At 62.9% G+C, this 20554-nt stretch carries 19 protein-coding genes; 10 read left to right on the plus strand and 9 right to left on the minus strand.

What is annotated here, in order from left to right:
• The 3 genes from VGL22_RS10125 to VGL22_RS10135 form a co-directional block, all read right to left on the minus strand.
• Positions 1-749, minus strand: a 749-nt coding sequence (locus tag VGL22_RS10125; protein WP_465266794.1) for a DUF3857 domain-containing protein, incomplete at its 3' end; no start/stop codon positions are given.
• Between the two features lie 53 nt (positions 750-802).
• Positions 803-2743 (minus strand): DUF3857 domain-containing protein, encoded by a 1941-nt coding sequence (locus tag VGL22_RS10130; RefSeq protein WP_465266795.1) that lies wholly within the window; start codon positions 2741-2743, stop codon positions 803-805.
• A 340-nt stretch (positions 2744-3083) separates the two neighbouring features.
• Positions 3084-3713, minus strand: coding sequence for a Maf family protein (locus tag VGL22_RS10135; protein WP_465266796.1), 630 nt, complete (start codon positions 3711-3713; stop codon positions 3084-3086).
• A gap of 271 nt (positions 3714-3984) precedes the next feature.
• Between VGL22_RS10135 and purM the strand changes: the two genes are divergently transcribed.
• The 5 genes from purM to VGL22_RS10160 all read left to right on the plus strand — a co-directional run bounded on the left by purM (position 3985) and on the right by VGL22_RS10160 (position 8567).
• Complete coding sequence (gene purM / locus VGL22_RS10140; protein WP_465266797.1) at positions 3985-5037, plus strand: phosphoribosylformylglycinamidine cyclo-ligase; 1053 nt, start codon at positions 3985-3987, stop codon at positions 5035-5037.
• A gap of 255 nt (positions 5038-5292) precedes the next feature.
• On the plus strand, positions 5293-5982 hold the full coding sequence (gene purN / locus VGL22_RS10145; protein ID WP_465266798.1) for a phosphoribosylglycinamide formyltransferase: 690 nt from the start codon (positions 5293-5295) through the stop codon (positions 5980-5982).
• 101 nt (positions 5983-6083) lie between these two features.
• Positions 6084-6734: a phosphoribosyltransferase gene (locus VGL22_RS10150; protein ID WP_465266799.1), complete on the plus strand. Its 651-nt coding sequence runs from the start codon at positions 6084-6086 to the stop codon at positions 6732-6734.
• A gap of 148 nt (positions 6735-6882) precedes the next feature.
• A complete protein-coding gene (locus VGL22_RS10155) occupies positions 6883-7800 on the plus strand; it encodes a lysostaphin resistance A-like protein (protein ID WP_465266800.1) in 918 nt (305 codons plus the stop codon).
• Between the two features lie 533 nt (positions 7801-8333).
• Positions 8334-8567: a hypothetical protein gene (locus VGL22_RS10160; protein ID WP_465266801.1), complete on the plus strand. Its 234-nt coding sequence runs from the start codon at positions 8334-8336 to the stop codon at positions 8565-8567.
• Positions 8568-8622: 55 nt separating this feature from the next.
• Here the strand turns inward: VGL22_RS10160 and VGL22_RS10165 are convergent, their stop codons facing one another.
• A complete protein-coding gene (locus tag VGL22_RS10165) occupies positions 8623-9468 on the minus strand; it encodes a DUF1003 domain-containing protein (protein ID WP_465266802.1) in 846 nt (281 codons plus the stop codon).
• Positions 9469-9592: 124 nt separating this feature from the next.
• Here VGL22_RS10165 and VGL22_RS10170 point away from each other — a divergent pair, with 124 nt between their 5' ends.
• Positions 9593-10678 (plus strand): aldo/keto reductase, encoded by a 1086-nt coding sequence (locus VGL22_RS10170; protein ID WP_465266803.1) that lies wholly within the window; start codon positions 9593-9595, stop codon positions 10676-10678.
• Positions 10679-11219: 541 nt separating this feature from the next.
• Here the strand turns inward: VGL22_RS10170 and alaC are convergent.
• The 5 genes from alaC to VGL22_RS10195 form a co-directional block, all read right to left on the minus strand.
• Positions 11220-12422, minus strand: coding sequence for an alanine transaminase (alaC, locus tag VGL22_RS10175; protein ID WP_465266804.1), 1203 nt, complete (start codon positions 12420-12422; stop codon positions 11220-11222).
• A gap of 265 nt (positions 12423-12687) precedes the next feature.
• Positions 12688-13659 (minus strand): cation diffusion facilitator family transporter, encoded by a 972-nt coding sequence (locus VGL22_RS10180; RefSeq protein WP_465266805.1) that lies wholly within the window; start codon positions 13657-13659, stop codon positions 12688-12690.
• A gap of 104 nt (positions 13660-13763) precedes the next feature.
• Positions 13764-14252, minus strand: a complete 489-nt coding sequence (locus VGL22_RS10185) for a hypothetical protein (RefSeq protein WP_465266806.1) — start codon at positions 14250-14252, stop codon at positions 13764-13766.
• Positions 14253-14344: 92 nt separating this feature from the next.
• The gene (locus tag VGL22_RS10190; RefSeq protein WP_465266807.1) at positions 14345-15778 is read right to left on the minus strand and encodes a S41 family peptidase; all 1434 of its coding nucleotides are present in this window, start codon (positions 15776-15778) and stop codon (positions 14345-14347) included.
• Positions 15771-16118 carry a PadR family transcriptional regulator gene (locus VGL22_RS10195; protein WP_465266808.1) on the minus strand — a complete coding sequence of 116 codons (348 nt, stop codon included), beginning with the start codon at positions 16116-16118 and terminating at the stop codon, positions 15771-15773. The genes VGL22_RS10190 and VGL22_RS10195 overlap by 8 nt, the downstream gene beginning before the upstream one ends.
• 175 nt (positions 16119-16293) lie before the next feature.
• On the opposite strand from VGL22_RS10195, the gene VGL22_RS10200 reads away from it, so the two are divergent.
• The 4 genes from VGL22_RS10200 to VGL22_RS10215 all read left to right on the plus strand — a co-directional run.
• A complete protein-coding gene (locus VGL22_RS10200) occupies positions 16294-17484 on the plus strand; it encodes a serine hydrolase (RefSeq protein WP_465266809.1) in 1191 nt (396 codons plus the stop codon).
• A 169-nt stretch (positions 17485-17653) separates the two neighbouring features.
• A complete protein-coding gene (gene hslV / locus VGL22_RS10205) occupies positions 17654-18214 on the plus strand; it encodes an ATP-dependent protease subunit HslV (RefSeq protein ID WP_465266810.1) in 561 nt (186 codons plus the stop codon).
• A gap of 54 nt (positions 18215-18268) precedes the next feature.
• Positions 18269-19768: an ATP-dependent protease ATPase subunit HslU gene (hslU, locus tag VGL22_RS10210; protein WP_465266811.1), complete on the plus strand. Its 1500-nt coding sequence runs from the start codon at positions 18269-18271 to the stop codon at positions 19766-19768.
• 196 nt (positions 19769-19964) lie between these two features.
• Positions 19965-20554: cytidylate kinase-like family protein (locus VGL22_RS10215; RefSeq protein ID WP_465266812.1), on the plus strand; the 590-nt coding region annotated here is incomplete at its 3' end.

Consider the following 20554-nt stretch of genomic DNA (forward strand, 5'->3'; position numbering starts at 1 on the left):
GCTGCATCTCCCCATTGCACAGTCATGCGTCCGGCCAGCGCCAGCCACTCCGGCGGCGAAGGCACGTCGCGCAGATTCAGCGCCTGCATATCCTTCAGCTCCCAGCGCCAGTGATTGGGAGCAATCTCGACCGGCTTCACCGCGTCGAACCGGTGCCACGCCTCGGAGTGCAAGTGGCCCCCAGGCAGATCCACCTCGAGTGCCTCAAACACCACGGGAATCCCGTTCTGGAAACTCCACACCTTCTCCTGCATGTAGGGCTTCATCACCTCTTCCGACTCGCAGATGATCGTCGCCCCTACATCCACCGCCGGCGGATGCGCAATGCGGCGCTTGGTCGTCGAAAGCATAATCGGCACATCCGTGTCGCCCTCTTCAATGAAATCCGTAGCCTGTGCTTCATAGGTATTCTTCTCGTCCGCAGCAATCGTCCACACGCGGAGATAGTTCACCTTCTCGTCGACGTCGTAACTCACCTCGCACGTGTTATGCCTGCCCTGCGGCTTGAGAATCCGGATCGCCTCCCGCTCCCGCTCCGTCGCCCGCCCGTTCCCGTCAACCGTCTCGACATATTCGTCATAAAGAATCACCGCCGACGCGTCCTTCACATACGCGGGCGTCGCCGTCTTCGCAGCCTGCACACCCCAGTCCGGCACCGGCTGCCCCTTGCTGAACCAGCTCGCCGAAGCCGGCACACACGCCGCCCCCGCCAACACCGCCGCCACGCATCCCGCGGTACGAATCTTCATCCCCGGTCCCCCAGAAAACCCACGCCGCACAACTCCCCCAGCCGCGTCTTTACTCACTTCGCCGCCTGCGCCGCCCGCGTCAACACCAACTGCTGTTGATCAGCCGTCGCGATCTTCTGATAAAAGTCATGCAGGTCCTTGTAGTCCTTGGCCTCCAGCAGCGTGTAGTTGTACGCCAGGCTGCGCGCAATCTGCACGCTGTCCGGGGTGGTCTTTGAAGCCACACGCAACTGCGCCGAGTTGCCCCACGGTATCGTCGACGGCTGCGGCGCGCTCTCCACCGTAAACCCCGCCGGCAGGTGATAGGTCACGTCATCCACCACCCGCTCGGGATAATGCAGGTCAATGGGGATCTCGCGGTGGTCTACCGCCACAAACGGATGCTTCGCCCGCGACTCGAAAAACATGCCCGGCAAAAAGAAGTGCTTACCCGTCGCGCTGCCCGCCTGCCCGCTCACCTTCAGCACTGCCAGCAGGTTGACGTTGTAATCGTCCAGCGACAGAAAGTGATCGAAGTCCGCCTGCACGCCATCCGGCACAATCTCGCGCATCGCTTCATTGAAGCGCTTCTTTACTTCCTCTTCGTCATTGCGGATCGCCGACTGACGCCAGTAAAGCGCCTGCTGCCCGCTCATCACCACCCGCATCGTTCCTGTCACACTGCCATCCGCGGCAACTGTCAGGTCCGCAATACGCTGCACCGCGTTCTGCGTGTACTGGTTGCCGGGAGTCGACGCGACCACCGCGCCCTTGCCACCGATGCGCAGACCCGAGGCAAAGGAGTGCTTCCACTGCAGCAGGCCAAACGGACACGCCTTCTGCCCCGGATCGAGATACACGTCCTTGCCACTGATGGTCACCACCGCGATGTAATCGTCCAGTTGCGCCAGCCGTAGATAGTCGACGTCGAAGATCGCGCGGTCGCGATTCACTACCTGCATCGCCGTCGCCTGCAGGCCCGCCGCGCGCGCCATGGCCACATAGAGCAGCGCCAGTTCGTCTGACCCGCCGCTCTTCTGCACCCACACATCCTCGGCCTTCTTGATCTCCTTGATCTTCTCCTTCTTGCGCTCCGCCTCGCTCTTCTGGCGCGTGAAGTCGGTATTGTCCAGCTTCATCACCGCGTCGTAGAGCTTCTTCGCCTTCTGCTCCTCGGTATCGCTGGGCGCCACCAGCTCCGCCACTGCATTCTTGATGGCCTTGTCCGCGTTGGCAAACTTCTCCGTATCCTTGGCCCACTCCTTGCCCCGCTCCTGCCAGAACTGCTCCCCACTGCGGTAATCGGCATAGTAGAACTGCACCCGCATCGTCATGCTGTTCAGCGGCGGCATCCAGTCCTCATCCGGGTACGCCGGAATATCTTCCACGTCGTAGGTGTAGCGCCCCTGCGCATCCACCACAACCTTGGTGCCCGGCTTCACATGCGACGCCCACATCAGCCCCTTCTCCCAATGCTTCGACGGCTGAAAAAAATAGTGCGCCTTGTGCACGAAAAACGGCTGCTGCAGAATCCAGTCCGGCGACGAGATCCACTGGTCGTCATAGCGGATCTGCAGCCGATACTCGATAATGCTGCCCACCTCCACGCTCGGCAGCGTGAACACCATCGTGTTGCGCTGGAAATACTTTGAGTTCACGTCCGTCAGGTCCGAGGCCTTGGTGGTCAGCGGATACACTGTTCCGTCCGCATGAACCGTGCGCCCCTGAATGTCCGAGACCTTGGTCCAACTCCGGTCGTAGGGGATGCGGATCGTCGCCGCTTCCTTCCCCTTCTCCGTCAGAACCTTGATGCGCTCCACAACGGCGTGATAGTGGATGTCATCGTCGGTTCGCTCTTCGCGATACAAAATCACCGCGGCCGCACCCGGAGCCTTCGGGTCCGACGTCATCTGCAGTTCTTCTTTCGTGGGTTCCTGAAACTGCGCGCGCAGCGTGCAGGCAGAACCAAGACAAACAGCAACATAGACAGCAAGCGCGACTGACCTGATCCGCATGGAAAGGACTCTTTTCAAAGCCAAAACTGAAGTTATCCCGCGATTGTACCCTCAACGCAGATCAACAAGCCAAGAAAATCCGTGACAGCCGATGAAACCAAAGTGGTACGGCGTGCACCAATACTCCGAGCTGTTCAGGGCGCCGGCCTCACGGCTGGATGTCACGGCTAACTCGCTTACTTGCTCATGCAGCCAATCGGAGTTTTCCAGACCAATGCAGACCAATGCGGACTAATGCGGACCAATGCGGACCAATTCCGATAAGTGGGGTGAGGACCAGCTCTAACGCGCCGCTCCTGTTTCCACAACACCTCGATGAACCCTGCGGACCGAGTCCTGACTAGCCTCCGCGCCGTTCCTCCAGCATCGCCGTCACCAGCGCCAGCGGCAGCCCCACGACATTGAAGTAGCACCCCTCCACCCGGGGAATCCATTTCGCCGCCCGCCCCTGGATCCCATACGCCCCCGCCTTGTCCATCGGCTCGCCGCTAGCGACATACTCCGCGATCTCCTCCTCGCTGAGCGTCACAAACCGCACCGCGGTCACCTCCGCGGCCACCTCGCTGCCTCGCGCGTCCACCAGCGCCACCCCCGTGATTACCCGGTGCGTCCGCCCCGACAGCATGCGCAGCATCCGCGCCGCGTCCTCCCCATCCCGAGGCTTCTCCAGAATGTGCCCATCCAGCGTCACAGTCGTATCCGCCCCCAGCACCACGACCTCGCCACTCCCCGCTATCTCTGCCCCGGAACCTGACCCCTGAACCCTGAACCCTGAACCCTGCTGTCGATAGACAGCCTCGGCCTTCTCCCGCGCCAACCGCGCCACGTACGCCACTGGGTCCTCCCCCGGCCGCGGTTCCTCGGAAATATGAGCCGGAATCACGTCGAACACGAACCCCGCCTGTGCCAGCAATTCCCGCCGGCGCGGCGACGCGGATGCAAGAATCAATCTCGGAACCACAGTGGACATGTCCCTCATGTTCGCAGGCCACCTGCGGTGGGGCCAACTGCGCCGCCGCGCCTCTGGGCTTGCGCGCACAACAGTGGCGCCGAAGGCGCACCTGGCCCCACCGCAGGTGGCGCAGGTGGCAAGTTACCTCAGCCGCTGCCACGCCCATGATGGCGCCGAAGGCGCAGCTGGCCCCACCGCAGGTGGCGCAGCTGGCCCCACCGGAGGTGGTGGTAAAATCATGCTTTCCGGCAGCCGAGCTGTCCCATCCTTTGCGTAGGAAGCCCTCATCGTGCCTGAGACACCGAAGCCCAAATCTGTGACCTACGCCGACGCCGGCGTCGACATCTCCAGCGGCGATCGCGCCAAGGAGCGCATCAAGTTTCTCGCCCAGAAAACCTTCAACCGCAATGTCCTGGGGGGCATCGGCGGCTTCGGCGCGCTCTTCCGGCTTGACCTGCAGAAGTTCAAAAGCCCCATCCTGGTCAGCTCCGCGGACGGCGTGGGAACCAAACTCAAAATTGCCTTCGAACTCGACCTGCACCAGACCGTGGGCCACGACCTCGTCAACCACTGCGTCAACGACATTGCCGTGCAGGGCGCCACTCCCCTCTTCTTCCTCGATTACCTCGCCAGCGGCAAGCTCGACCCCCAGGTGATCGAAGACGTGATCAGCGGCCTCGCCGAAGGCTGCAAAGCCAACGGCTGCGCCCTCATCGGCGGCGAAACCGCCCAGATGCCGGGCTTCTACACTGACGGGGAATACGACCTTGCCGGCTTCATCGTCGGCGCCGTCGACCGCGAAAAGATGATCACCGGCCAGGACATCAAACCCGGCGAGGTCCTCATCGGATTCCCCTCCACCGGCCTCCACACCAACGGCTACTCCCTCGCCCGCAAGCTCTTCTTTGAAGTGGCCGGCTACAAGCCCACCCAGTACGTCACCCCCATCAAGGACAAGGCCGGCGCGGCCCTGATGAAGACGCACAAGAGCTACCTGCACGTGATCCAGAAACTGGTCACCGCGGGACTCACCACCGGCATGGCGCATATCACCGGCGGCGGCATCACGGAAAACCTGCCCCGCATTTTGCCCAAGGGAACAGCCGCGCAGATCGAGCTAGGTTCCTGGCCTGTCCTGCCTGTCTTCGAGCACCTGCGCGAGCTCGGGCAGGTCAGCCAGGACGAGATGATGCGCACCTTCAACATGGGCATCGGCCTCATCGCCGCCATACCCGCCGCCAAGTTCACCCGCGCCAAAAACCTCCTCGACCGCGCCGAAGAAAAATTCCACGTCATCGGCCGCACCATTAAAGCCGATCACAAACGCGTCCAGTACACCTGATCGCGGCTTTGTTTTTGCCTTTGCTTTCTTCTGTCATTCCCGCAGGGAATCTGCTTTTGCTCCTGCAACGCCTTGTCATCCTGAGCGCAGCGAAGGACCCGCTTCTGCTTTGTCTTTCGGGAAAAAGGCTTTGTAACAAGGGCACGACTTGAGTCGGGCCGAACAGGCTTTAATAAAGGTCCGGGGCTGTAGCCCCTGCCTGACCGCCGTGCCACCAGATGCAGTTTTCCGCGGCCTGTTAACTCCGACCGATGAGTGACCCGGCTTCAGCCCCTGAAGGAATTCCCACTGGAACCACAGCACAACCCGCCGCCTCCTGGAGCGCGAAGCGCTCGTCCGCCTCTCCGCCTTGGCATCCTCCTCTCCGGCCGCGGCTCCAACTTCCTCGCCATCGCCAAAAACATCCGCTCCGGCGCGCTCCCCAACGCCGAAATCGCGATCGTCCTTTCTAACATCGCCGACGCCCCCGGCATCCTCGCCGCGCAGCAACTCAATCTCCCCACAAAAATCCACGTCTCCAAAGGCCGCCCCCGCGCCGACCATGACCGCGACATGCTCGCCACCCTCCGCGAGCACAAGGTCGATTACGTCATCCTCGCCGGCTACATGCGCCTCCTCTCCCCCGAGTTCATCCACGCCTTCCCCAATCGCATCCTCAACATTCACCCGTCTCTGCTCCCCGCCTTCCCCGGCCTCGACGCCCAGACCCAGGCCTTCGAATATGGAGTGAAGGTCGCCGGCTGCACCGTCCACTTCGTCGACGAACACCTCGACCACGGCGTCATCATCCTGCAGCGCGTGATTCCTGTTCTCGAAACCGACGACGCCCACTCCCTCGCCCTGCGCATCCTCGCCGAAGAACACCAGGCCTACTCCGAAGCCATCGGCCGCGTTGCCTCCGGCCAGTACGAAATCCAGGGCCGCCGCTACGTCCGCACTTCATAGGAGTCGCCCCGGAGGGTTCCCCATCCAAGCTCTGCTTGGGTGGGAGGGATCCCACCACCCGGAATTGGCCCCACTCACCTACAATCACTCGCAGGCAGCCCATGCGCTTCCAAAACCGATCCGATGCCGGCCGCCAGCTCGCGGCCCAACTCACCGCCTTCGGCCACCAGCCCGACGTACTCATCCTCGCCCTGCCCCGCGGCGGCGTCCCCGTTGCCTTCGAAATCGCACGCACGCTCCGAGCCCCCCTCGACGTATGGGTCGTCCGCAAACTCGGCGCGCCTGATATCCCGGAGCTCGCCATAGGCGCCATCGCCACCGGCGGCATCCAGCTCCTCTCCGCCGACACCGTCCACCGCCTCCACATCCCGCCCGACGTCATCCAGACCATCGCGGCTCGCGAGCGCGCCGAACTCGACCGCCGCGAAAAGGCTTACCGTGGCGACCGCCCGCCCATCGCCGTCGCCGCCAAAACCATCCTCCTGGTCGACGATGGCCTCGCCACCGGCTCCACCATGCGCGCCGCCATCGCCTCCCTCCGCCAGCGCCAGCCCGCCCGCATCGTCGTCGCCGTACCCGTAGCCGCCCACTCGGTCTGCACCCGGCTCACGCACGAAGCCGACCAAATCGTCTGCCTCTTCGCCCCTCTCGACCTGAACGCCGTCGGCCAGTGGTACGACGACTTCACCCAGACCTCCGACGCCGAAGTCTGCGACCTCCTCCACCGCGCCCGCGAGTTCGCCCCCGCCTGATTCCCCCGCAAACCGCGGAAGCTCGTCAAGTTGCCACTCTGTTACTTTGCAATTTTGTGACCCCGTCGCTGGCCCTATACAACCTTCGCGGCTTTCCACCAGATCGGCTCACCGGTACAATGAGCCCATCCTGAACCAGAGGTCCTCCATGCTGGACACCCCTTCCAACCCGGCCCAGGCCGCCGCGCTCGCCCCCATCCCCGAAGCGACCTTCCTCGCCGCCCTGGCCGAAACGGCGCCGCCCCTCCCGCCCGCACGCGTCATCCGCATCCCGCACCTCGGCCACCTTGCGCTGCTCACCGCCCTGTTGTTTGGCGGACTCGTCTCCGCCGTCCTCCTCATCCTCGCCGGCGTCGGCCTGCATCTGTTCGGCGTCTCCCGCCTTGAAGACGTAATGCACAGCATGGTTTACGCCGTCGGCACCATGGCCATCTGGTACGCGGTCGCCTTCGCACCCGCCGCCGCCATCTTTCCCGCCCTCTGGGGCAAAAGCCTCTTCGCCGGCCTGCAATGGAACAGCTCCGCCGTTCGCCGCCGCTGGCCCGTTCTTGTGGGGACCGCCGTGGCCTGCTTCGGCTTGGCCACCGCCATCCGCCTCGTCCTGCACTTCCCGGAGCACTCCCCCCTCGAGGGCATGCTCAGCACCCCCCAGGCTCTCTGGACCATGTTCGCCTTTGCCGTCACCGTGGCGCCGCTCTGCGAGGAGATGATGTTCCGCGGATTCCTGCTCCCGTCCCTCTCCACCGCCTTCGATTGGCTCGGCGAAAAATTCGCCAACCGCCCCGTCCCCGCCCTGCTCCCCGATGGCCATCCCCAATGGTCCGTGCCGGCCATGATCTCCGCCTCGGTCGTCACCAGCGCCATCTTCGCCCTCTTCCACTTCAGCCAGAACGGCAACGCCCTCGGGCCCATGGTCGTCATCTTCTCGGTAAGCCTGGTGCTCTGCACGGTGCGCCTCGCCACCCGCTCCCTGGCCGCCTCCACCCTCACCCACGCCACCTATAACTTCACCCTGTTCTTCGTCATGGCCATCGCCACCCACGGCTTCCAGCACCTCCACAAATAGCCGTTCTCTGCTTTTCCGTCGGTCATTCCCGCAGGGAATCTCCTGAACAACGCGAAGGGATCTGCATTGGTATTTGCCTTTGCTTTGCTGTCTGTCATTCCCGCAGGGAATCTACTTTTCCCCTCCGCCCAATCCCCACCCTTCGGCTCAAACCGCCCATCCCCCCCTGAGCCCGCGCCGCAGGCGCAATTGGCCCCACCGCAGGTGGGCTGTGGAAATCTTGTCAAGGGGCATTACGAAAAATAGTTTGCAACCGCTATAAGATTCAGCAACTTACAAAATCAACTTTTTGGCACAGTCGCCTTGCTGAAAGAGTACGCTTTCAATCAGAGGGAAAACCTCGCCGCGCGCGACGCGATCAACCGCGACCGCGAACCACCGGCAGCCCCTCAAACTCCGACTCAAACCCAGCCCTCCCGCCGCGCCGCTCACCGCGACCGTGCAGAAGGGCTTTCTGTTTCTACGGCACCCAACACACTCACAACCTCAACTCAACCACCCGCGGCCCACGCGCCGCGCAAGGAGAAACTCGCATGAACCCGCTTTCCAACATCTGGCAACACCCCCGCACCACGGCCGCAGGCCTCCTCATCTCCACCCTCAGCGTCACCGCCGTCCTCTCCCAGCAAGGCGTCACCCTCGGTAAAGTGGGAACCGGCAGCGCGGTTTCGCTGGCCGGCGCCCTGGCCACCGCCCTCCTGGGCCTCATGGCGCGTGACCCCAACCCTCAGACTCAGCCGGCCATCGCCAGCTCCTCCGCAAAATAGGCCCCACCGCGATGCAAAGGCGGGTGACCCCAGGGGCCACCCGCCTCCTCATTCCCTACCCTCCTACTCCCTGCCTCTCCGCCCGCAGAAAATCCTCCACGTCCCCCACCTTATCCGTCAGCAGATGGATCTTGTGCGCCAGCCCCTGGATCTCCGACTCCGCCCGCCGGTTCACATCGAAATCCAGCTCGCTGCGCAGCCGATCCTTCGTGTCCTGCCGATTCTGGCTCATCATGATCACCGGCGCCTGAATCGCCGCCAGCATCGACAGGAACAAATTCAGCAAAATAAACGGGTAAGGATCCCACGCCCTGCCCCCCATCACAATATTCGTGGCCGTGTACAGCACCAGCAGCACCGCGAACGTAATGATGAAGTTCCACGAGCCTCCGAAGCGCGCAACGGCATCCGCGATCCGTTCTCCGAACGTCGCCTCATCCTCAATCATCTGATTGGGATTGCGATTGGCCCGCAGCGCCACCAGCTTCTGCGAAGCATGAATCTGCCGCCCCAGTATCGTCAGCATGTCCAAACCCGCCATCGGCTTACGCTGCACCAGGATCTCGATGTCATGGCGATCCAGTTCCAGGCACACTGACTCCTCCATCGCCATCGCATTCGCCTGGTGCGCCGTCTGGTCCAGCATCGACGCAAATCCGAAAACCCCGCCATGGGTGGGCTCGTCGATCACTACTTCCTGCTTGTCCTCATCAATCATCGTTACCCGCACGCTGCCCTCAATCACCACATAGGCAGCATGTGAGGGCTCGCCGATCTTGAAGATCCGCTGCCGCGCCGCGAACTTGCGCACATCCACCTGCGCCGCCAGCACCGCCAGCTCCTCATCGTCCAGCAGTTCAAACAAAGGTACGTGTTTCAGTTCCTCGGGATCGCAGGGCATAACAGGCTCCGCCTTCTCATCGGGAATTACGGTTTCAAAATCACCGTGCGTCAGCAGAGTAGCAAACCCATGTTATGAATGCGGTCACAGCGGTATGATGGGTTTGCAGCCCAGGAGAGCATCCATGAGTGAATCCAGTCGCGAGTCCCTCAACACCCGCAAGCCCGGCCGCCGCGAATTCCTGAAAGCCGGCACCGCCGTCGCCGCCGCGCTGGTCACACCCGGCATCGCCCTGGCCGACAACAAAAAACCCATCGCCGCCCTGCCTGAAAACCCGCGCACTCAGCAGGCCATGCCCACCCGCAACCTGGGCAAAACCGGCTATAAGGTCGGCATCTTCTCCCTCGGCGGCCAGGCCGCCCTCGAAAAGCCCAACAACTTCGACACCGCCGTCCCCATCATCGAGCGCGCCCTCGACCTCGGCGTCAATTACATTGACACCTCCTCCATCTACGGCGGCCCCGCGCGCTGGAGCGAGCAGTACGTCGGCAAAGTCATGGCCCATCGCCGCAATGAAGCCTTCCTCGCCACCAAAACCAAGGAGCGCACCCGCGACGGCTCCATGCAGATGATCCACAAGTCGCTCGAACTCCTCCAGACCGACCACATCGACCTCTGGCAGCTCCACGACGTCGGCACCCAATATGACGTCGACCAGATCTTCTCCAGGGGCGGCGCCATGGAAGCCCTCCTCGACATGCAGCAGCAGGGCGTCGTCCGCTACCTCGGCATCACCGGCCACTACCGCCCCGAGTCGCTCATGGCGTGCATCCACCGTCACGACTTCGACTGCATCCTCATGGCCATGAACGCCGCCGACCCCCACCACTACTCGTTCAACGAGCAGCTCCTCCCCCTCGCCGTCGAAAAGCAGATGGGCATCATCGGCATGAAGATCCCCGGCCGCGGCCGCATCCTCTCCTCGTGGAACCCGCCCCCCATTGAAGCCCAGAAAAAGTCCTGGGAAGGCATGACCATCCAGACCTCCTCCCCCGGCACCCTCTCCATGCGCGAGGCCATGTACTACACCCTCTCCCGGCCCGTCAGCACAGTGATCATCGGCTGCGACTCGACCGCGCAGTTAGAAGAGAATGTCCAGCTAGCGCGCGACTTCAACCCCATCACCGACAAGCATCAGGGCGAGCTAGTCGCCAAAGCCGAACCCTGCGCCAAGCCCAGCCTCTTCTTCCGCTTCTACGACAGGCCCTGACCCTTCCACAGATTTGTCATCCTGAGCGCAGCGAAGGACCCGCTTTTCGCGCCCGAATCATAGCGGCCACTCCACAAGTCACACAACGAAGCCCCACCGCAAGGTGGGCCTTCGTTGTGGGCAAGCTCCTGACACCTTCAGCCTCTCGACACGAAGTGTCATCCCACACCCGCCGTTGTACTGGACACACTCACCTGTGACCGCCCTCACAGCCACCCCACACGAAACCGCGCACACTGAAACACGCTGCCGCCTCAGAGCGGCCCGGGGAAATTGTGACCAAAACAGCCTCACCATGGCCAGCCGCAACATCCCGCAAACGCACCCGCGCCCAACAATGTTTACCAGAAAATTAACTAGGTCTTTTTTTCGCCCTTCAGCTCGAATCGCCGCAAACAACTTGCAATGATCTACTTACAAAATAGAGTCGGTGATCCAGCTCACATTTTAAGCCCCGAATGCCCCGCCCGGAACGCCACCCGCAGTACCAAGACCGTTACACGGTAGTTAACCAACTGGTACATGCACCCCCCCCGAAGGCCTATACCGTCTCCACCGCCGCTTCCTTCACGCTCTTGGCAAACATCTGACGGATCCCCCTCAGCGCCTGCCGCGTCCGCTCCTCGTTCTCGATCAGGCTGAACCGCACATGCGTATCGCCATAATCCCCAAACCCGATCCCTGGGCTCACCGCCACCTTCGCCTCCGTCAGCAGCAGCTTTGAAAACTCCAGCGACCCCAGCCCCCGGTACTTCTCCGGAATCTGCGCCCACACAAACATCGTCGCCTTGGGGCTAGCCACTTGCCATCCCAGCTTGTTCAGCCCCTCCACCAGCACGTCGCGCCGCTTCTTATAGGTTGCGCAGATCTCTGCCACGCACTCCTGCGGACCCTCCAGCGCGAGTATCGATGCCACCTGAATCGGCGTGAACGTCCCATAATCGAAATAGCTCTTCAGCCTCCCCAGCGCATTCACCAGCACCGGATTCCCCACCATAAAGCCCACACGCCATCCCGGCATGTTGTAGCTCTTTGACAGCGTGAAGAACTCCACCGCAACATCCTTCGCACCCGGCACCTGCAGCACGCTGGGCGGCTTGTAGCCATCGAACGCAATATCCGCATACGCCAGGTCGTGAATCAAATGGAACCCATACTGCCGCGCCAGCTCCACCAGCCGCGCCAGAAACGGCAGCTCCACGCACTGCGTCGTGGGATTCGATGGAAAATTCACGATCAGCGCCTTCGGCCGCGGCGTCATGCGCGGAATCAGATCCTCCAGTTCCGCCAGAAACGCCTCATGATTCACAATCGGCACGCTCACAACGTGCGCCCCCGCAATCACCGGCCCATAGATATGGATCGGATAAGACGGGTTCGGCACCAACACCGTATCGCGCGAATCGAGAATCGCCAGGCACAGGTGCGCAATGCCCTCCTTCGACCCGATCGTCACAATCGCCTCGCGGTCCGCATCCAGCTCCACGCCGTAACGCGACGCATACCAGTTGCAGATCGCCCGCCGCAGCCGCGGCAGCCCCTTCGACACCGAGTAGCGATGCGTTACCGGCTTCTGCGCCGCCTCAATCATCTTGTCCACAATGTGCTTGGGCGTCGCCCCATCGGGATTCCCCATCCCGAAATCGATGATGTCTTCCCCACGCCGCCGCGCGGAGATCTTCATCTCCCCCGTAATGTTGAATACGTAAGGTGGCAAACGCTGAATTCGGCTGAACTCTTCCATGCCCTCAAGTTTACAGGGATAAGTGATCGGGTGATCAGGTGATCAAGTGGTCAGAGAATAGCATCGGCTATTCTTCTTGGTCTTCCCGAAACGGCGCGTCCAGTGCCGGAACTTACCGGCACGTTCACTGCCGCTCGGGGGCTCTCTTTTGTCACAGGAATCCTCTCCGGCAGCCTCGATACCCCATGGTTCTTGACCACTCGATCACTTGACCACCGGACCCCTGAACCCTGAACCCTGAACCCTGAATCCTGAACCCTGTTCCTCAATGCGCATGCCCATGATGATGCCCATGCGCGGCCTCGCTCGACATCTCCTCGATCGGCACCACGCACCCATGCAGCTCCGGGCAGTTCTCATGCTCAAACTGAATCGTCGAATGGCAGATGTTGTGGTGGTCCTTGAGAATATGGTTCAGCTGTTCCAGAATCCCCTGCGACTCTGACGGCGGAATATCCGCGATCGTCACATGGCAGGCCAGCGCCCGCGACTGCGACCCCAGCGACCACACATGCAGGTCATGCACGTTCAGCACGCCGGACACCCGCTCCATCTCCGTCCGAATCCCGTTCAACTCCACACCGCGCGGTGTCCCTTCCAGCAGAATGTTCAACGTCTCCCGCACAATGCCCCACGACGACCAGAGGATCAGCCCCGCGATGATCAGTGACAGCACCGGGTCGATCCAGTTCCGCCCCGTCAGCAGGATCGCCGCGCCTCCCCCGATCACCGCAGCGGTCGACAGCGTGTCGCCCGCCATGTGCACAAATGCCGACCGCAGATTCACGTCGCGCGCCACGCCCCACAACAGCGCCGCAATCACGCCGTTCATCACCACGCCGGCCGCGGCCACCACCATCATCAATCGCGGCTGCACCGCCACCGGCGCATACAGGCGATGCACCGCCTCCAGCCCGATCCAGACTGAGATCACCATCAGGCTTCCGGCATTGATAAACGCCGCCAGCACCCCGGCTCTCTGATAGCCAAAGGTCCGCGCATCATCCGCCGGCCGGTTGTGGAAGTAGACCGCCGCAAAGCTCAGCAGCAGCGCCAGAAAATCGCTGACATTATGTCCCGCCTCCGACAGCAGCGCCAGCGAGTGCGCCCGCATGCCCGCGATAAACGTCACCGCGACATACAACGCCGTCGCAATCAGCGAAATGCGCAGAACCGCCTGCGTCCTCGCGGAGCCGGGGCCGGAAGCGGAAGAAGCGGGCGCGGCGTGGACATGCATAGCTCAAGTGTAATGGCGCCTCAATTTCCCCGCCACCGGCACCCCGCCTCGCCACTCAGCTCAACTTTCTGAGCACCTGATACCCTGATCTCCTGGCCACCTCATCAGCTGACTTCCGGCGGCTCGCGCGTAGTCGTGAGGTGCGGATGGCTCTGACCGCCCTCCTCCAGCCAGGTCAGCACTGGAATGGTCTTGCGCAACCCCGACCAACTCTCCGCCACCACAATGCTGTTCTCCGGATTGCTGGGCTGATACCGCACCGAGCACGGGAAGCCCGACCGCACATGCGCCACCGTCACCACATCCCCCATCAGGGTAATGTCCTGCGAGGCCTGGTAATCCACGCCCCCAATGCGGTAGTCGTACATCAGCATCGTCAGCGAGTGGCCATCCTCGCCCGGCACCTCTGCCACGTCCAGCAGCGTGCCGTCCACAATGCGCCCGTTCTGCGTCAGGTACTGCCGCCGCCCCAGCTCGATCTCAGCCGCAGTCGGACGCTTGCGCCGCATCAGCCGGGCGGTCAGCACCACGGCGCCGGTCAGAGCGAGGACTCCTCCGGCGATCTCCCAGATTTTGACGGCGTTAAGGTTCATGCGACCTGGGACTCCGCATGGCGGAGCAACCCGCTTCAAGCATAGCTCAGGTCTCCCTTGCACACGCGGAATGCCGCCGCAGCCTGACCGGCTCACCTGCGAGCCATCTGCGCCTCTGCCAGTTTCTCCGCCGTCTCCAGCGCCTGTCCCGCAGCCACGCGCACGTCCGGCTGCACCCCGTTCCCCGCCCAGTCCGGCGCGGAATAGGGATTCCCCACCCGGCTCTCCCGCAGCCCCATCCCGAAGTGGTCGTCAATATGGTGGAATACGCCCACGTCCGTCGCCCCCCCCGTCGTTTCCCCCACCAGCGTAGCCCGGTGCAGCATCTTCAGGTTGTACGCAAACTGCTCCGCAGCCGAGTAGGTTCGTCCCGAAGTCAGCACCCACACCGGCTTCCCCGCCAGCGCGCTCCCCGCCATCGGCGAGTGCGTCCACATCCGCCCCGCCTCGCTCTCCCGCGGATTCCAGAGGAACACCGGCCGGTCGAACAACCACCCCGCCACAAACATCACCATCTCCGGCGACCCGCCCGAGTTCTCCCGCAAATCCAGAATCACCCCGTCCGCCCGGTTCAGCGACTTCAGCGCCGCAATCACCCGGTCGCCGCAAGCCTCCGGCTCCGCAAACCAGTCCAGCTTCAGATAGCCCACGTTCTGCGGCAGAATCCGAGGCTCTTCCATCATGCAGTTGGCCTCCCGCATCATGGCGCGATACGTCCCTTCGTTCACCGCCGGCGCCGCCCCGCCCGCCACTCCGCCGCGCATGTACTCCACCTGGAAGTGCATATCACCACTCTCGGCCCGCAACTGCCGTGTCACCGCCTCGGCAAATACCCCTGGATCGTTCACCTTCCCCAGCGGACCTTCCGCACTCAGTAGCCCCTTCCCCAGCTTCTCTGCGGCCGCCTTGTCCGGGTACCGCTGCTTCAGGACCTGCGCCGCGCCCAGCAGCACGCGATGCTTCTCCGCCGCATCGAAAAACGGCACCTCCGCGGGCGCCGTGCCCACCCGAACCACCTTGCTCACCGGCTGTACCGTGCTGGCCTGCGGATGCGTGGAACCTTCCCCGTTCCCGATCACCAGCGTCGACCCGCCGCCCCCATTGGCCGATGCTCCCGTGGCCCACGGATCCACCGTCATGCCGTTGCCCTGGTCTGCCCCCTGCACAATGGGAAAATGCCCCGCATGCTTCGCCATCCACCCAATCCCCGCCAGAATCGCCAGGGACAGCACCGTCCCGTACAGATACGCGCTTGAGCGTATCGGCTTGTCCTCCAGAATGGCGAAGGACGGGCCATCCTGGCGCGGCACCGCCGCCGCAGCTACAAGCTCCCTGTCCCGCGCGTACGCCAGCGGCAGCGAAACCGCAAAGTCGCACATGATGTCGAACCACATCCGCGTCCGCGCCGCAAATCCACGCTCGTACCCCGCGCGATCGCGAAACAGCTCCAGCGCCTCGTCCTGCCACCGCGCACGGAATCGCGCCGGAAACAGGCGGAAAAGAAGGGAATAAATCCTCTCAGACATAATCCCCCTTGAAGATCTTGCGTGCGCGCGCCACCCGCAGCAGATCGGCCAGCCGGTCGGCCTCTGACCGCGCCAGTTTGCGCCCCGCGGTTGTTAGACGATAGTGACGACGACGACGCGCATCCTGAGCCTCGCCCGGCCCGTCAATCTCCTCGATCAGACCCTCTTCCAGCAGCGTCTGGATCGAGCTGTAGAGAGTTCCCGGCCCCAGCCGCATTCTCCCCGCCGTCTGCTCCTCCACCTCGCGCATAATCCCGTAGCCGTGCAAATCCTCTCCGGCCAGCGACAGCAGGATCTGAAAAGCAGCGGAAGGCAGCGGATCAAGCTTTCGTTTCGGCATCGCCCACACTCGATGATCGATATATCGATGAACGAAACTACCTCCACGCCAGACGGCTGTCAATGGAAATTCTGAACGCCCCGAAAATCGCTTTTTGCCCTGCGGCGCAGCTCACTGGGTGTTGGTCGAGACGGGGCATATAATTCCAGTCCAAACGCAATCATGAGGTGTCTTCATGCGCAGGATTCTGCCCGCAGTCGTTGCACTCTTGTTGTTTTTCCCGGTGCTCTGCACGGCTCAGGCCATCACGCCGCCGCTGGCTCTGGCCCGCTTATTGCAACAAACTCCCGCCCAGGACTCCTGGTTCGCGCCCAGCTTCCTGGCGCAGATCCCCATCGCGCGCGTCGATGCCATCGTCAAGCAGTACACCGGCACTCTTGGCGCCTTTCTGCGCGCCGAACCCACACCCGACGGCTTCACGCTGGTCATGGAGCGCGGAACCGCGCCGGCCAAGATCCATCTCGATGGCGACGGACACATTGACGGACTCTGGTTCGGTCTCCCCACCCCCAGCAAACCGGCAAGCCTCGACGACTCCATGAAGCAGCTCTCCGCGCTCCCCGGCAAAGTCTCCGCTCTGGTGCTCGAAGAAGGCAAGCCCCTGGGCTCGCTCCATCCCGATGACGCAATGGCCGTGGGCTCCGCCTTTAAGCTCGCCATTCTGGCAGCGGCCCAGGAACAAACCGCCGCTGGCAAACTCCACCTCGATCAGATATTCCCCCTCAAGAAGGAATGGAAGTCCCTTCCCTCCGGCGTGCTGCAGGGATGGCCGGACGCTACGCCCCTCACCCTCGCCACGCTGGAAAACCAGATGATCTCCATCAGCGACAACACCGCCGCCGACGCCCTGCTGAGTATCGTCGGGCGCGACCAGGCGGAAAAGTTCGCACCCCGCAACAAGCCCTTCCTCAGCACCCGCGAAGCCTTCATCCTCAAAGCAAACAGCAACGCCGCCCTTCTCGACCGCTACCGCAAGGCCGACGAAAACGCCCGCCGCGCCCTGCTTGCCGAGATCGACGCGCAGCCACTACCGGATACAAGCCAGTTCAGCGATGCCCCCGCCGCCATCGACATCGAGTGGCTGTTCACCCCCGTTGAGCTCTGCTCGCTCGCCGCGAAGGCCGCCACTGCCGACCCCTTCCGCATCAACCCCGGGGTCGCCAACGCTGCGCAGTGGAAGCAGGTAGCGTTCAAAGGCGGCTCCGAGGGCGGCGTGCTCAACCTCACCACCGCGCTCACCGGCAAGAACGGCAGGCATTACTGCGTGGCCGCCACATGGAACGACACCGCCGCACTGGACCAGGCGAAGCTGCTGGCCACCTACGGCAGCATTCTCAATACCCTGGCAGCCAGGTCGGCGCAGTAACGCACATCTCTGAACACGGGCGTTGTCGTTAACCTGACTGCATCGGGCGCCGAAGGCGCATTCGGCCCACCGCAGGTGGTTGGCCGCACCGCAGGTGCCGGGCGGTATACTCGACTTTGCGACTCAGGCAGTTTCTCACTCGCCGGAGGCACGTTTTCCGGAGGTTTTTTTGGGTTCCAAGAGTTCAGAAACAAAACGCCGCATCCGCTCCACAACCGTCATCTGCGTGCGCCGCAACGGCGAAGTGGTCATGGCCGCCGACGGCCAGGTCACCCTCGGCGACCACGTCCTCAAGCACTCCGCCCGCAAAATCCGCCGCCTCTACCAGGAAAAGATCCTCGCCGGATTCGCCGGATCCACCGCCGACGCCTTCAACCTGTTCACCCGCTTTGAGTCCAAGCTGGAGCAGTATGCCGGCAACCTCAATCGCGCCGCCGTCGAACTCGCCAAAGACTGGCGCACCGACAAGATGCTGCGCAATCTCGAGGCCCTGCTTCTGGTCGCCGATAAAGGCCAGACCTTCCTCATCTCCGGCTCCGGCGACGTCATCGACCCCGACGAGCCTCTGGCCGCCATCGGCTCCGGCGGAAGTTACGCCACCGCCGCCGCCCGCGCGCTCATGGAAAATACCGACATGGGCGCCCGCGACATCGCCGAAAAAGCCATGAAAATCGCCGCCGACATCTGCATCTACACCAACAACAACGTCACCTTTGAAGAGCTGAAGTAATCTGATCCAATTGCGAGCCAAAATGCGCTCTGGTCAGGAGTAGTCAACAAAAGAATGGCCATCTATCTTCCCGCATCCGCTGAAGAAACCGACCTCTCGCTCGACGAGCTCACCCCCCGCGAGATCGTCACCGAACTTGACAAGCACGTCGTTGGCCAGAAGGCCGCCAAGCGCGCCGTAGCCATCGCGCTGCGTAACCGCCAGCGCCGCCAGAAGCTCCCCCCCGATATCGCCGACGACATCATGCCCAAGAACATCATCATGATCGGCCCCACCGGCGTGGGCAAAACCGAGATCGCGCGCCGCCTCGCCAAGCTCACCAACTCCCCGTTCCTGAAGGTCGAAGCCTCCAAGTTCACTGAGGTCGGCTACGTAGGCCGCGACGTCGAATCCATGATCCGCGACCTCATCGAGATCGCCATCGACATGGTCCGCGAAGAGCGCCTTGAAGAAGTGGAAGACCGCGCCGAGATGAACGCCGAAGAACGCCTCCTCGACCTCCTTCTCCCGCCTCCGCCCGCCGCGCCCCACGGCCAGGAAGGCCAGTTTTCCCTCCCCGGTGCCGACTCGCACCAGCGCTCCCGCGAAAAACTCCGTCAGCAGTTCCGTGAAGGCAAACTCGACGACCGCATGGTGGAACTCGACGTCCGCCAGTCCAATACACCCCAGTTCGGCATCATCTCCAACCAGAACCTTGAAGACATGGAGATGAACCTCAAAGACATGCTGCCCAACATCTTCGGCTCCGCCCCCAAGAAGCGGAAGATGAAGGTGGCCGAGGCGTTCGATTACCTCGTGCAGGAAGAAGAAGGCCGCCTCATCGACATGGACTCCGTCAACCGCGCCGCCGTCGAGCGCGTCGAGTCCTCCGGCATCATCTTCCTTGACGAAATCGACAAAATCGCCGGCCGCGAAGGATCCCACGGGCCTGACGTCTCCCGCGAGGGCGTGCAGCGCGACATCCTCCCCATCGTTGAAGGCACCACCGTCAACACCCGCTATGGCATGGTCCGCACCGACCACATCCTCTTCATCGCCGCCGGCGCCTTCCACGTCTCCAAGCCCAGCGACCTCATCCCCGAGCTCCAGGGCCGCTTCCCCATCCGCGTCGAACTCCAGTCCCTCACCGTCGAGGACTTCCTCCGCATCCTCACCGAGCCCAAAGCCTCGCTCACCAAGCAATACTCCGCCCTGCTCGAAACCGAAGGCGTCAAGCTCGAGTTCGCACCCGATGCCCTGCGCGAAATGGCCGAGTTCGCCTTCAAGGTCAACGAGAGCACGGAGAACATCGGCGCCCGCCGCCTCCACACCATCATGGAACGCGTCCTCGAGGACGTCAGCTTCCTCGCCCCCGACGTCGTCAAGCGCTCCGCCGACCAGGCCCCCGGCGTCATCCCCGAAAGCATCCGCAGCGAAGCCTCCACTCCCCTGCCCTATGAGGAGCGCATGACCGCCTCCGGCCCCGAAAAGGTCTTTTCCATCACCGACGACTACGTCAAGCAGATGGTCGCCTCCATCGTGAAGGATCAAGACCTCAGCCGCTACATCCTCTAGCCGCGCGTTCGCCGAGCCACAAACCTCCCCGCCCCCATCCTGGCGACTTCTTTCCGTCGACAGGGTGGGAAACCACGAACGCTCGTTCCTCCCCACCCGCAAACCCGCATCTCACGTATCCAGTAGGGCGCAACACTTGCCCAAAACCCCTCATTTCGTTGTATGCTCCCTTGCGGGCCTCGAAAGGAGCCAGTCCATGCCTTCACCCATCCGCGTCATCACCGTCGAACGCGAATACGGTTCACGCGGCGCCGAGTTCGCCCATGATCTCGCCGCGCGCCTCGGTTGGAAACTCCTCGATGAGGAACTTGTAACCGGAGCCGGACGCGCCGCCGGCGTGCCGCCGAAGCAGGCCGTCCGCTTCGACGACCGCCTCGATCCCTGGTATTACCGCTACGGCAAGGTGTTCTGGCAGGACTCCATGTACTCCACCACCGGCCCCTGCGATGACCAGATCTTCGACTGCGAACGCATGTACTCGCTCATTCATAAGGAGATTCTCGAGGCGGAAAAGCAGGGCAACTGCGTCCTCGTGGGCCGCGGATCAGCCATGGCCCTCGCCGGCAAACCCGGCTGTTTCCACGTCTTCGTCTACGCCACCATGGCCGCTAAAAAAGAATGGTTCGCGCGCAGCTTCCCGGACCAGGCCGACCGCGCCGAACACGAACTCATCGCCGCCGACAGACGCCGCGCCGCCGTCGTCAAGCGCTACTACAACCAGGAATGGTGCGCCCGCGGCCACTACCACATGCTGCTCAACTCCTGCATCGGCACCGACGCCATGAT

The sequence above is a fragment of the Occallatibacter sp. genome, from assembly GCF_036502485.1.
Taxonomy (GTDB): Bacteria; Acidobacteriota; Terriglobia; order Terriglobales; family Acidobacteriaceae; genus Telmatobacter.

Excerpts from the sequence above, each read along its gene's own strand:
- VGL22_RS10130 (WP_465266795.1), bottom strand. The coding sequence starts at position 2,743 with ATGCGGATCAGGTCAGTCGCGCTTGCTGTCTATGTTGCTGTTTGTCTT.
- VGL22_RS10135 (WP_465266796.1), bottom strand. The coding sequence starts at position 3,713 with ATGTCCACTGTGGTTCCGAGATTGATTCTTGCATCCGCGTCGCCGCGC.
- VGL22_RS10150 (WP_465266799.1), top strand. The coding sequence starts at position 6,084 with ATGCGCTTCCAAAACCGATCCGATGCCGGCCGCCAGCTCGCGGCCCAA.
- VGL22_RS10155 (WP_465266800.1), top strand. The coding sequence starts at position 6,883 with ATGCTGGACACCCCTTCCAACCCGGCCCAGGCCGCCGCGCTCGCCCCC.
- VGL22_RS10160 (WP_465266801.1), top strand. The coding sequence starts at position 8,334 with ATGAACCCGCTTTCCAACATCTGGCAACACCCCCGCACCACGGCCGCA.
- VGL22_RS10165 (WP_465266802.1), bottom strand. The coding sequence starts at position 9,468 with ATGCCCTGCGATCCCGAGGAACTGAAACACGTACCTTTGTTTGAACTG.
- VGL22_RS10170 (WP_465266803.1), top strand. The coding sequence starts at position 9,593 with ATGAGTGAATCCAGTCGCGAGTCCCTCAACACCCGCAAGCCCGGCCGC.
- alaC (WP_465266804.1), bottom strand. The coding sequence starts at position 12,422 with ATGGAAGAGTTCAGCCGAATTCAGCGTTTGCCACCTTACGTATTCAAC.
- VGL22_RS10180 (WP_465266805.1), bottom strand. The coding sequence starts at position 13,659 with ATGCATGTCCACGCCGCGCCCGCTTCTTCCGCTTCCGGCCCCGGCTCC.
- VGL22_RS10185 (WP_465266806.1), bottom strand. The coding sequence starts at position 14,252 with ATGAACCTTAACGCCGTCAAAATCTGGGAGATCGCCGGAGGAGTCCTC.
- VGL22_RS10190 (WP_465266807.1), bottom strand. The coding sequence starts at position 15,778 with ATGTCTGAGAGGATTTATTCCCTTCTTTTCCGCCTGTTTCCGGCGCGA.
- VGL22_RS10195 (WP_465266808.1), bottom strand. The coding sequence starts at position 16,118 with ATGCCGAAACGAAAGCTTGATCCGCTGCCTTCCGCTGCTTTTCAGATC.
- VGL22_RS10200 (WP_465266809.1), top strand. The coding sequence starts at position 16,294 with ATGCGCAGGATTCTGCCCGCAGTCGTTGCACTCTTGTTGTTTTTCCCG.
- hslU (WP_465266811.1), top strand. The coding sequence starts at position 18,269 with ATGGCCATCTATCTTCCCGCATCCGCTGAAGAAACCGACCTCTCGCTC.